The organism is Bacteroides xylanisolvens XB1A (assembly GCF_000210075.1).
Lineage (GTDB): Bacteria > Bacteroidota > Bacteroidia > Bacteroidales > Bacteroidaceae > Bacteroides > Bacteroides xylanisolvens.
In genome coordinates this window covers 2,042,055-2,054,749 of sequence record NC_021017.1, presented here as the reverse complement: position 1 = coordinate 2,054,749, position 12,695 = coordinate 2,042,055, and the positions used below count along the sequence as shown (strand labels likewise).

Here is a 12,695-nt window from a genome sequence, read left to right as displayed (position 1 = left end):
TTCTCTTTTGAAAAAAGCATATCATTTTGAAAAGATTGAAAAGAGTAGTAACCAATAAATAACCAGATAACAATGAAAGTTTGTAAATTCGAGAAAATTAAAGATGAGGATGAAATGAAGCAAGTAATCAATTGTATTCAGAAAGAACATCCTTATGTAGCTGTAGTCCCTATATTGGCACAATTACAGGAGTGGTTACAGGCTATTTCCATCAGTTGGTTTCACGAAGAAGATGAAGCTTCTCATACCACAGTCAATGCCATCGAAGCATATTGCTGTACCCTTGCCAATCATCTCATTACAGATTCGCACTTAAATCAGGAAATTAAAAACCGGATTCTGGAGTGTATAAAGAAAATACATATACTTGTAGAAGACAAAGCAGATTTACTGATTGATAAAATGATAAAAGCGGAAATATACGGATTATCCAGCGATTTATTCACTTATTGCTTACGTCAACAGGGTCTTCGTGCCCAAACATTAGATACCGGCAAACTTATACAGATCAACCTGGAAAGAAAGCCGGATATCCCATATATTCAGGAATCTATCCAACAATACATTGACGAGAACCGGAATGTGGATATTTTTATCGCCCCACTTTCCATTTGCAGGAATGTGTATGGTGAAATAGACTTTATGAGCGAACAACGCAATGATTACTATGCAACAGTGCTTGCCACCTTATTCAAAGCGGACGAAATACTGTTATCCACCCCTATCAACCATATCTACGCAAACCGGAATTGCCTGCGAGAACAACATTCACTAACTTACATAGAAGCCGAACAACTGATTAACAGCGGAGTACACCTGCTCTACGCAGATTGTATCACCCTTGCGGCACGCTCCAATATAGTTATCCGCCTAACCGATATACACGATCTGTCAACAGAACGACTCTATATATCTTCCCATGACACAGGCAACAGTGTCAAGGCCATCCTCTCACAGGATTCGGCTACCTTTGTACGTTTTACCTCATTGAATGTATTGCCCGGATATTTGTTTATGGGTAAGATATTGGAAGTTATCAACAAATATCAAATCAATGTCATCTCAATGACCTCATCCAATGTATCTATCTCGATGATGCTGACGGGCAGCCGGGACACCCTGCGAATCATTGAAAGGGAACTACACAAATATGCCGAAATGGTTATGGACGAAAATATGTCTGTAATACATATCATCGGCTCACACTATCTGTGCACAGCACAGATAAAAACAAACTAATCAGTTCGCTATCCAAACAATTTCTCGAAAGCCAGTACGTGGCCTGATTAAAATGTATATTCAGATTTTATATTCCTCTATCTTCCGATACAACGTAGTAAGTCCGATTTTCAACAAGCGGGCAGCTTCCGTTTTATTCCCTTTCGTATATTCCAACACACGCGCAATATGCCTGCGCTCCATTGCAGCCAGTTCAAAACTACCTGTACTATCGTCCGAACATTCATAATGAGTGTTCTGGATTTCCAAAGGAAGGTCGCAGATATCCAGCCGTCCACCTTCGCAAACAATCAGGCTACGCTCAATCACATTTCTCAACTCACGGATATTCCCTTTCCACGGCTGTTGTTCCAGCGCTTCCAAAAAAGCAGGAGTCATCTCATTGATGGCATACGAAAGTTTTTCGGAGAAACTTTTGGCAAAAGCAGTTGCAAGAATTCTGATATCACCGGTACGTTCACGAAGCGAAGGAAGATGCACCTGAAAAACCGAAAGACGATAAAACAAGTCCTCACGGAAATGCCCGGCTTTGATCTCCTCCTGCAAATTCCGGTTGGTAGCAGCGATGATACGCACATTGACTCTTGTCGGCTTGGTATCACCGATCTTTATATATTCTCCTGTTTCAAGGATACGCAGTAACTTTGCCTGCAATTCGAAAGCCATCTCTCCGATTTCATCCAGAAAGATCGTTCCGTTATTGGCCTCTTCAAAAAGCCCTTTCTTATCTTTCAACGCACCGGTAAACGAACCTGCCTTATGTCCGAACATCTCGCTTTCGAGCAGTTCTTTGCTGAAAGACGAACAGTTGACCGCCACAAAAATCTGTTTGCTCCGCTTGCTGTTATAATGTATAGCCTGCGCAAAGACCTCCTTTCCTGTTCCGGTTTCTCCCGTCAGCAATACGGGAACATCTGTCACAGACACCTTCTGCGCCAAAGACACCGACTCTTTCAGCACTTTTGACTCCCCCAGGATAGAATCGAACGAGTACATTTGCCCGACCTTCTTTTCCAGTTTTTCGAGACGGACATTCATTTTTGCTTTCTCTACGGCACGACTAATGAGAGGGATAATCTTGTTATTATCATCTCCTTTCGTTATATAATCAAACGCACCGTTTTTGATAGCCTGCACCCCGTCGGGAATATTGCCGTGAGCAGTAAGAAGAATCACTTCCACATTGGGAGCTATTTTTTTGATATTCAAAACCAGATCCACTCCGTTTCCATCAGGAAGAAAAACATCACATAAAGCTACGTCGGGCGATTGAATTTCCAGTTGTTTGATGGCAGTTTTGCAATCACCTGCCTGACACACTTCATAGCCCTCAAGTTCCAGCATACGAGCTAAAAGGCTGCGAATCTGGACTTCATCGTCAATAATAAGAATTTTATTCATACAAATTGTCTACATTAATATAGAAGAATGAAAAACAGGGTGCGCAAATATAGTTTTTTTATCTGAATCCATGAACATTTCTTCGCCCCTGTTTGTTATTTCCACAGGAAACTATTTACACTATAAACAGATGAAAATAATTATTATTGGGGGAGTTGCAGGAGGAGCCACCACTGCTGCCCGAATCAGACGAGTAGATGAAACAGCAGAAATTATCCTTTTGGAAAAAGGAAAGTATATATCATACGCCAATTGCGGCCTTCCTTATTATATAGGAGGAGTGATAGAGGAACGGGATAAATTGTTCGTGCAAACGCCCGAAGCCTTCTCTACACGCTTCCGTGTAGATGTACGTACAGAAAACGAAGCGATTTTTATTGACCGGAAAAGAAAGACAGTGACCATCCGGCAAAGCAGTGAAGACACTTATGAGGAGAGCTACGATAAATTAGTCATCTCCACCGGAGCTTCCCCGGTGCGTCCTCCTCTTCCGGGAATCGACCTTAGCGGAATCTTCACGTTAAGGAATGTCACCGACACGGATCGGATCAAAGAATATATCAAGAGCCACGCTCCGCGAAAAGCCGTTATCGTAGGCGCCGGATTTATCGGTCTGGAAATGGCGGAAAACTTACATACACAAGGGGCTAAAGTGTCGATTGTGGAAATGGGCAATCAAGTGATGGCTCCTATTGACTTCTCGATGGCATCGCTCGTCCACCAGCACTTGATGGATAAAGGAGTCAATCTTTATCTGGAACAAGCTGTCGCCTCTTTTAGCCGGGAGGGAAAAGGGTTGAAAGTAACGTTCAAAAATGGTCAGTCCATTTCTGCCGATATCGTTATCCTATCGATCGGAGTACGCCCGGAAACCAGTCTGGCACGAGCTGCCGAACTGACTATCGGCCCCGCAGGAGGTATTGCCGTGAATGATTACCTGCAAACGTCTGATGAATCGATTTATGCCATCGGTGACGCAATCGAGTTCCGCCATCCGATCACCGGAAAACCCTGGCTCAACTATCTTGCCGGACCTGCCAACCGTCAGGGACGCATCGTTGCAGACAACGTTCTCGGGGCAAAAATACCTTACGAAGGTTCTATCGGCACTTCAATCGCAAAAGTTTTCGACATGACCGTTGCTTCAACCGGTTTACCCGGCAAGCGCCTGCGCCAGGAAGAGATAGATTATATGTCATCTACCATCCATCCCGCCTCTCATGCCGGCTACTATCCGGATGCCATGCCGATGAGTATCAAAATCACTTTCGACAAAAAGACGGGAAGATTGTACGGCGGGCAAATCGTCGGTTACGACGGAGTGGACAAACGGATTGACGAACTCGCGCTTGTCATCAAACACGAGGGAACGATCTACGACCTGATGAAAGTGGAACAAGCGTATGCTCCTCCGTTCTCTTCGGCCAAAGATCCGGTAGCACTGGCAGGATATGTAGCGGAAGACATCATTACCGGCAAAACCAATCCGGTATATTGGAGAGAGTTGCGGGACATTGAAATGGAAAATAAGTTCCTCCTGGATGTCCGCACCCCGGACGAATATTCTTTAGGCAGCCTACCGGGTGCCGTGAATATTCCGCTGGATGAGCTTCGTGACCGGCTGGCCGAACTGCCGAAAGATAAAATGATTTATACCTTCTGCGCTGTCGGACTACGGGGCTATCTTGCCTACCGGATATTGACTCAACATGAATTTGACAAGGTGCGTAATCTCTCGGGAGGACTGAAGACTTATCGAGCCGCCACTGCTCCGATTATCATACGCGAAGAAAATGGAAATGAAATAGACGAATCACCCGAACAACAGGGAGGTAGTCCCCAAGTTGGGCAACCTGCGGTTGCTAAGGTTTCGGATACCACGGTTACTGCCACGGCTGCCGTCACCGCCGATGCCCTTGCACCCCCCGCTAAAACAGTTCGGGTAGACGCCTGCGGGTTACAATGTCCCGGCCCGATTTTGAAAATGAAAAAAACAATGGATACACTGGCTTCAGGCGAACGGGTGGAAATCACCTCAACCGATCCGGGATTTCCGCGTGACGCCGCCGCATGGTGCAGTTCAACGGGCAATCAACTGATTTCGAAAGACAGCTCCGGAGGAAAATCTGTTGTTGTCATAGAAAAAGGAGAACCAAAATCGTGCAATATTGTTACTTCATGTGAGGGCAAAGGAAAAACCTTTATCATGTTTAGTGATGATTTGGATAAAGCTTTGGCCACTTTTGTACTAGCAAACGGCGCAGCAGCTACGGGGCAGAAAGTCACCATCTTCTTTACGTTCTGGGGACTGAACGTCATCAAGAAGTTGCACAAACCGGAAACCGAAAAGGATATTTTCGGAAAAATGTTTGGCATGATGCTGCCTTCCAGCTCCAAAAAGCTGAAACTTTCTAAGATGAGTATGGGCGGAATAGGCGGAAAAATGATGCGGTATATCATGAACAAAAAAGGGATTGATTCACTGGAATCCCTGCGCCAGCAAGCGCTGGAAAACGGTGTGGAATTTATTGCTTGCCAGATGTCAATGGACGTGATGGGAGTCAAACAAGAAGAACTCCTGGACGAGGTGACCATTGGCGGCGTAGCAACGTATATGGAACGGGCGGATAACGCAAACGTTAATCTATTTATTTAAAAAATGAACAAATGAAATATTTAAATAAGGTATGAAAACAATATGTGCAATGCGTGATGTATTCAAAGCAATGGGAAACTTTGAAACAGCATTTGAAAAAATGTACCAGATAACGCTTAATGAAGCAATGATATTGTGTGCCCTTAAAGAGGCTTCGGACAAAGTGACGGCTACCAACCTGTCTAAACAAACCGAACTAAGCCCCTCACACACATCCAAAATGCTGCGGATACTGGAAGAAAAAGGACTAATCGTCCGATCACTCGGAAGTGAAGACCGGAGACAGATGTATTTCCATCTGACTCAATTGGGTAAACAACGGGTAACTGAACTGGAACTTGATAAGGTAGAAATACCGGATCTACTAAAACCTCTGTTTTAATAAACGGATTTTTCAAATAAATATCTGTAAATAATAAACGGTGAGCAAACTCCCTGATAATAGGGCAGAGCGCTCACCGTTTTTCTTTCCGCCGGGCCAAAGAAATATGTTAATTTTCCGGCAAAAGAAATTTCCACGCGAACCTTTTTCCACCTTTCTTGTTGTTTGTATCAAAAGCCCAAGGTACCTGGGCGTGATTTTTATATAACCTAAACATTATAAAAGATATGAAGAAATTAATTCCTATTTTATTGGCGGTCTTTGCACTCGCTTCATGTGAAAAAGACCCGGACATGGGTAAACTGGATGACAATTATCTGGTATACACTAACTACGACAAGAAAGCCGATTTCAAAGTTCCTACATTCTATCTGGCACCACAGATTCTGGTCATCAGTGATAGTAAAGAACCGGAATATCTCGAAGGTGAAGGCGCAGAACAAATTCTGGCAGCTTATACAGACAATATGGAAGCTAGAGGTTACGAAGCAGCAGCTGACCAGGAAAGCGCAGATCTTGGTATCCAAGTGAGCTACATCGCAAGTACTTATTATTTCACCAGCTACACACAACCTGAATGGTGGTGGGGTTATCCCGGATATTGGGGTCCTGGCTACTGGGGTGGCAACTGGGGTGGTGGATGGTACTACCCGTATGCAGTAACTTATAGTTATAGCACCAACTCCTTCCTGACAGAAATGGTGAACTTGAAAGCCGAACAGGGAGACAGTAAAAAACTGCCTGTTGTATGGACAAGTTATCTGACCGGATTTGAAACTGGTTCCAAAGCTATCAACCGTACTCTTGCAGTAGAAGCTGTCAACCAGTCATTTACACAGTCACCTTATCTTACTAACAAATAAACAACTACAACTGTTATGAAAACAAGAAAAAATATATACTTCAAGGTAGTAGCCTTGGCGGCTATTGCCATCGCCTTCGCCATGCCGGCTAAGGCACAGCTATCGGACAATGGATATGCGAATATCGACTGGCAGTTCAACGCTCCGCTAAGTAACAATTTTGCTGATAAAGCAAGCGGTTGGGGTATGAACTTCGAAGGTGGTTATTTCGTGACTCCTAACATCGGTTTGGGTCTTTTCCTCAACTATCACAGCAACCACGAATATGTAGGTCGCGAAACCTTCCAGATGGGCGCCGGTGAAGTGACTACCGATCAGCAACATACCATTTTCCAATTGCCTTTCGGTGCTGCTGCACGTTACCAGTGGAATCGTGGTGGAGCCTTTCAACCATACGTCAGTGCTAAATTAGGTGCTGAATATGCTAAAATCCGCTCTAATTTCAGCATGCTGGAAGCAAGAGAAAACAGTTGGGGATTCTATGCTTCTCCTGAAGTAGGTATCAATGTATTCCCATGGGTTTACGGACCGGGGTTGCACTTTGCTTTGTACTACAGCTATGGTACCAACAAGGCTGACGTACTGCATTACAGTGTAGATGGATTGAGCAACTTCGGCTTCCGCCTGGGTGTATCCTTCTAAAACTGGCTGACAACTATCAGAATATTACGTTAATAATAAAAAAGGTAAAAGGTAGCTTTTAATATAGGCACCTTTTACCTTTCTTTTTTTATTTTTTCTTCATCGCATCATAAATAGCTCCCTGTATTCGCTCACGAATGTGCAGTTGGTTCAGTTTGCGATTTGTCACATCCGGATAAATCCGGTTGCTAAGGAATACATAAACCAGTTCATTGACCGGATCTACCCATGCACATGTACCGGTAAAGCCGGTATGACCGTACACTCCGGCAGGTGCGGCAGGAGCACAATTTCCTTTCTTCGGATCATCAGCATCCGGTTTGTCAAAGCCCAAGCCACGCCGGCTGATCTTTGAAGTTTCCGTAGTAAACAACTGACAGGTTTCTTTGCTTAGATAGCGTTGACCGTCTATTTCTCCTCCATTCAGCAACATCTGATAAACGCGGGCTACATCACGGGCAGTAGAGAAAAGTCCGGCATTTCCGGCCAATCCGCCAAAGAAAGCGGAAGCCTCATCATGCACAAATCCCTGCAAAGTCTCTTTACGCAAGAAACGGTCTTTGTTGGAAGGGACAATTTCCGATTTGGCAAAACGGCGTAAAGGCAAGTAGCCTGTATGCTCCAACCCCATCGGTTCGTAAAACTCACGTTGCAGATAGGCTTCCATAGGCATACCCGCCAGTTGTTCTACCAACATACCCAGCAGAATAAATCCGACATCACTATATACATAGCGTTTCTGCTTTAACGGAGCTTCTATTATTTTCTCTTCCATCACCTTCCGGAAGGAACGGTTTAGCCACAAACTATCGCAGATTTGAACAATGTAATCACCAGTCTTGACGGGAGAGACGTATTCACTTTTGAATTTGAACTTCGGATTCGCCCATGAAGTTGTTCCCAACTGTAACGGATGATGCGCGTCTTTGCGTGCGCTGAACAATCTTCCGTCATAACTATCTTTATCAATGGCTTCTTGGTAGAAAGGAATCCAGGAAGGTAAACCGGACTGATGATACAGGATTTCCTGAATCGTTATATCTTTCTTATCAGTACGTTGCAAAAACGGTAAATGATCCGAAATCTTATCTGTCAGATTGAAACGTCCCTTATCGTAGAGTTTCATGATGGCAAGCAAAGTGCCCGTCGTCTTTGATAGGGAAGCCAAATCGTAGATACTGGTAGATTCGACACGCGGACTTCCTTTACCCGCATAAGTGCCGAAAGATTTGTCGAACATGATATGGCCGTTTTTCAACACTACCACCTGGCAACCGGGATAAGCACCTTGGCGAATACCGTCTAATGCGATAGAATCGATGCGTTTCAGATGAGTGGAAGAAAGCCCGTATTCTTCCGGCACGAAATGCAATGGCGTCTTGGGGGTAATGGTCACTCCTGCTCCCGTTGGAAACAGTTCTCCCAAGCTTGCCGACAACTGTCCGTCTGCGGATGCCTTGGCAAATAACACATCTGCGACCTGACGCTGCACGTCTACATTATAACTATGTCCCAACACGACTGCCGAAGCATGAGCCACGGCCCGCTGAATCTGTAACATCATCTTCCCGGGAGTGAAGAACAGATAAATAGCCGGACTTTGAGGAGCAAACTTCGCAAAGAAAGGCTGATAAGAAGCCAAACGCTGTTCGCTAATGGCTACAATGATTCGTTTATAGGTAGACAGAGAATCACGCAACCGTTGATTTTCCTCTTCTGTCTGATTAGCGCGAAGGCAAAAGCGGGCCAAAGAGGTATAACGGGAAAGTTGTTTGGCCAATACATCAGTTTTTCCAGGATTTCCCACTTCGAGCAGTGCAATCTTCTGTTCCTTGTCTGTATGTAGAGGAAGGATATGATTCTTATTGCTCAAAACGGTTATTGCCGCTAAATTCAACCGACGAACCAGGTCACGTGTCTGCGGACTGTTAATGCGTTGTTCCAGACCGGATAATTGTACATACGATTTCTTCTTAAGTCCCAACACATATTTATAAGTCAAGACTTTGCGGCATTTGCTTTCAATCTCTTCACGGCTTAGTTCCCCTTTTTCAACAGCTGCCAGTACGGCCGGTATCTCTTCCTTCAGGTTACGGGGAGACAGTACCATGTCATTACCTGCTTTCAAAGCCTGCAAACTGACATTTCCATTTCCTGCCACACCTTTCATGGCAAGCGCGTCGGTAAATATCAATCCCTTGAACGCCAGTTCATCGGTCAGCAAATCATACACGACATTGCGGGACAAAGAAGACGGAAGTCCGCCAATAGGTTCAATCACCGGAACTTGCAGATGCCCCACCATCATACCGCCCAGTCCGGCACGGATGGCCTCTTTGAAAGGATAAAGCTCCACACTGTCCAGACGCTCGCGAGTGAAAGGAAGTACCGGAAGCGCTTTATGCGAATCGACATCGGTATCCCCGTGTCCGGGAAAGTGTTTGCACACAGATAACACCCCTCCACCTTCCAAACCGGAAGCATAAGCGATTACCTTATCGGCCACTTGGATCGGATCTTCGCCAAAAGAACGGGTATTGATGACAGGATTTTTAGGGTTTATATTCACGTCCGCCACGGGAGCGAAGTTTACCTGTACTCCAATCTGCCGGCATTGACGGGCAACTTCACGTCCGTACTCATAAAGCAGCCGGTTGTCGCGGATACATCCCAGCACCATATTTCGCGGGAAGACAGGCGTACCGCGCAAGCGCATAGACAATCCCCATTCTCCATCAAAGGTAATCATCAAAGGAACTTTGGCTTGTCGCTGCGCCCGGTTCGTCAGTTCGACCTGGTTTTGCATCTTCCCGCCGGAAAAGAGAAGGCCGCCTACCTTATAAGTGTCAATGACTTCGCGCAGCAGTTCCAGATTTCGTTTGGTGTCTACCGGAGCAATGGTATAGATGAATAACTGACCTACCTTTTCTTTAAAGGAAAGTTTATCCATCACCGAATCAACCCAGTGCCGGCAGTCCTTGTCCTGAAGGGCTTTGTATACCAGCAAAGGTTCAACGGTGGTAGCATTCTGCGCCGGACTCGAAACTGTGCCGGCCGCGATAAGGAATAAAAGCGTTACTATTGAGGGAATTATCTTCATTTATGTTTCAATGTCAAATCAAGACGGCCTACACGAACACCATTTTTTCCTGTGTGCATGACAGGCACCTCTTTTCCGTCCATATTCAAGTATGTTTTGGGGCCTTCCATAAATGTATGGGAGTGTCCACCCAGAATCACGTCGATATTGTGTGTTCCGGCAACCAGATGTTCATCCATCTGGATGCCCAGATGAGACAGGCATACGACCAGATCACAACCTTCTTCCTCTTTCAACAAGGTAGCTATCTCGTTGGATACACGGATAGGATCTTCATAAACGACTCCTTCGCATTTATTGGCCTGAATCATTCCTTCCGGCTGGGTTCCGAGTCCGAACACGCCAATTCTCAAACCATATTTCTCCAGAACGACGTAGGGCTTGACTATATCTTTTAACACCGTAGCATCCAGATTATAGTTGGCACAAACGACCGGAAAATCAGCCATCTTAAAAATACGGGCCATATTATCCACATCGAAATCAAACTCATGGTTACCGATTGTCATTGCATCATAGCCCATTTCATTCATCAGTTTGATTTCTACTTCTCCACGGAACATATTATAATAAGGTGTCCCCTGGGAAATATCTCCGCAATCGAAAAGCAATACATTCTTATGATCTTTGCGGAACTCTTCGAGAAAAGCAGCCCGGCGGACAAAACCACCTTTATTATAATATCGGTCGCCCTTCTGATTGATAGGTTCGATACGGCTATGCACATCGCTTGTTTGTAAAATGATCACTTCTTTGGTATCCTGCGCAAAGATTGAAAAAGTGAAACTCAATGCAAGACATAGCAGGAATAATATCTGAAATCTTTTCATATTCAATATTTTTAGATTCTCCTTTTTTATTTTATCGTAATACGTCCGTCCAGTTTGGAGGTAATCACTTTGCCTTCGGCTGTTTGTTTGCGTACATAATCAAGAAACAGTCCGCGTAAGGTAGCATCTTCGGGGCATACTCTCTTTTCTGCCTGCAGGAACGCATCCATTCGTCCGTTTCCATCTGCCAGATAGTCGATAGTAGCCACTGTGTAAAGCTGGTCATCTTTTAACGGTTTTCCGGCAATAAATGCGTTCAGCAGCTTTCCGTCTTTTGTGATTTCGAGGCGGATACCGCTCACTCCTTCGCCATGCAGAGACGCTATTGCTTCACAAAGCCGTCTCAAGTCTGTCCCTTTCATAGTCAATACACAAAGGGAATTCTCGAAAGGAAGAATTTCAAAAACATCTCCTACCGTGATATCTCCTTCGGGCAAGATATTACGCAAGCCGCCCATATTTACCAATCCCATATCGGCCGGTTTCCCCAATACCTGGGTTGCCGCTTGCTGTAGAACACCCGCGACAAGGTCGGATAGCAAGCTTTCAGGAGCTCCTTTATCCATCTTCATCGCACTGGTACCGATGACTTCATACATCATCGCATCCACCTTTTCCTTATAAGGCTTTAAGATTTCGGTAGCTTTCACGTTGGGGGTGGTGTCCCAAACAGAATCAATCGTTATCATGCTACCCTCTACTTTGGTTACTTCGTACTGTGCCGTAGTCTCGCGTGCGGTCCGGCAGGAAGTAAACAGGAAACCTCCTGCAAACGCTGCCACCATCAGATACTTTACATAAGTCTGTTTCATGTTCGCTATTTTTAGATATGCTACAAATATACAAAAACATTTGGCTATCTGGCAAATAATTCGTTACTTTGCACCGCTTTCGCGCAATCGCTGTCAAGAGAAGAGATACTTGGTATGTTGCGTTGTAACGATGAAACAATTTAATAATAACAACAATGGATTTAATTAAAATTGCAGAAGAAGCATTTGCTACCGGAAAACAGCACCCGAGCTTCAAAGCAGGAGACACTGTAACAGTGGCATATCGTATTATCGAGGGTAACAAAGAACGTGTACAGTTGTACCGTGGTGTTGTTATCAAAATCGCCGGTCACGGAGACAAGAAACGTTTTACTGTACGTAAAATGTCAGGAACTATAGGCGTAGAAAGAATTTTCCCAATCGAATCACCGGCTATCGACAGCATCGAAGTGAACAAGGTAGGTAAAGTTCGTCGCGCTAAATTGTACTACCTGCGTGCTCTTACTGGTAAGAAAGCTAGAATCAAAGAAAAAAGAGTTAACGGCTAAGCCGAACTTTTCGATTCGAAATAAAAAAGGGAACTTCATTCATTATGAGGTTCCCTTTTTTATTGCTACCATTCTCGCAAAGCTATTATCTGGGAAGTACATTTTCTCAACTATACTCACACCTGTGAGAAAAAATACTCATGCCTATGAGAATATATTCCCATTAGTATGAGTATTATTTCTCATACTAGTGAGAATAAAACCCTCTTCTGAATAGGCTGTAGATGCCTTGTAGATGGCGGAAAGGAATAATAAAACAAA

Annotated in this window: 10 protein-coding genes; 6 read left to right on the top strand and 4 right to left on the bottom strand. The window is 44.6% G+C overall.

All coding sequences use genetic code 11. The annotated features are described in order from the left end of the window. Window positions 1–72: 72 nt before the first annotated feature. Entirely contained in the window at window positions 73–1,239 is a 1,167-nt protein-coding gene (locus BXY_RS08400) for an amino acid kinase family protein (RefSeq protein ID WP_015531679.1), read from the top strand. A gap of 60 nt (window positions 1,240–1,299) precedes the next feature. Here the strand turns inward: BXY_RS08400 and BXY_RS08395 are convergent, their stop codons facing one another. Continuing rightward, window positions 1,300–2,640: a sigma-54-dependent transcriptional regulator gene (locus BXY_RS08395; protein WP_015531678.1), complete on the bottom strand. Its 1,341-nt coding sequence runs from the start codon at window positions 2,638–2,640 to the stop codon at window positions 1,300–1,302. 130 nt (window positions 2,641–2,770) lie between these two features. Here BXY_RS08395 and BXY_RS08390 point away from each other — a divergent pair, with 130 nt between their 5' ends. The 4 genes from BXY_RS08390 to BXY_RS08375 all read left to right on the top strand — a co-directional run bounded on the left by BXY_RS08390 (window position 2,771) and on the right by BXY_RS08375 (window position 7,183). Continuing rightward, window positions 2,771–5,296 carry an FAD-dependent oxidoreductase gene (locus BXY_RS08390; RefSeq protein WP_134993350.1) on the top strand — a complete coding sequence of 842 codons (2,526 nt, stop codon included), beginning with the start codon at window positions 2,771–2,773 and terminating at the stop codon, window positions 5,294–5,296. Between the two features lie 31 nt (window positions 5,297–5,327). Next, window positions 5,328–5,678 carry a winged helix DNA-binding protein gene (locus BXY_RS08385; protein WP_004314299.1) on the top strand — a complete coding sequence of 117 codons (351 nt, stop codon included), beginning with the start codon at window positions 5,328–5,330 and terminating at the stop codon, window positions 5,676–5,678. 227 nt (window positions 5,679–5,905) lie between these two features. Then, the gene (locus BXY_RS08380) at window positions 5,906–6,541 is read left to right on the top strand and encodes a DUF4136 domain-containing protein (protein ID WP_004314298.1); all 636 of its coding nucleotides are present in this window, start codon (window positions 5,906–5,908) and stop codon (window positions 6,539–6,541) included. A 15-nt stretch (window positions 6,542–6,556) separates the two neighbouring features. After that, the gene (locus BXY_RS08375) at window positions 6,557–7,183 is read left to right on the top strand and encodes an outer membrane beta-barrel protein (protein ID WP_008019936.1); all 627 of its coding nucleotides are present in this window, start codon (window positions 6,557–6,559) and stop codon (window positions 7,181–7,183) included. 88 nt (window positions 7,184–7,271) lie between these two features. On the opposite strand, the gene BXY_RS08370 is transcribed toward BXY_RS08375, so the two are convergent. The 3 genes from BXY_RS08370 to BXY_RS08360 are packed head-to-tail and all read right to left on the bottom strand — an operon-like array spanning window position 7,272 to window position 11,925. Further along, the gene (locus tag BXY_RS08370; protein ID WP_015531674.1) at window positions 7,272–10,283 is read right to left on the bottom strand and encodes a glycoside hydrolase family 3 N-terminal domain-containing protein; all 3,012 of its coding nucleotides are present in this window, start codon (window positions 10,281–10,283) and stop codon (window positions 7,272–7,274) included. Beyond that, window positions 10,280–11,113 (bottom strand): bifunctional metallophosphatase/5'-nucleotidase, encoded by an 834-nt coding sequence (locus tag BXY_RS08365; RefSeq protein ID WP_015531673.1) that lies wholly within the window; start codon window positions 11,111–11,113, stop codon window positions 10,280–10,282. Before BXY_RS08365 ends, BXY_RS08370 begins: the two co-directional genes overlap by 4 nt. Window positions 11,114–11,139: 26 nt before the next feature. Continuing rightward, on the bottom strand, window positions 11,140–11,925 hold the full coding sequence (locus tag BXY_RS08360; RefSeq protein ID WP_015531672.1) for a 5'-nucleotidase C-terminal domain-containing protein: 786 nt from the start codon (window positions 11,923–11,925) through the stop codon (window positions 11,140–11,142). Between the two features lie 155 nt (window positions 11,926–12,080). On the opposite strand from BXY_RS08360, the gene rplS reads away from it, so the two are divergent. Further along, window positions 12,081–12,434: a 50S ribosomal protein L19 gene (gene rplS, locus BXY_RS08355; RefSeq protein WP_008026232.1), complete on the top strand. Its 354-nt coding sequence runs from the start codon at window positions 12,081–12,083 to the stop codon at window positions 12,432–12,434. Window positions 12,435–12,695: the final 261 nt, after the last annotated feature.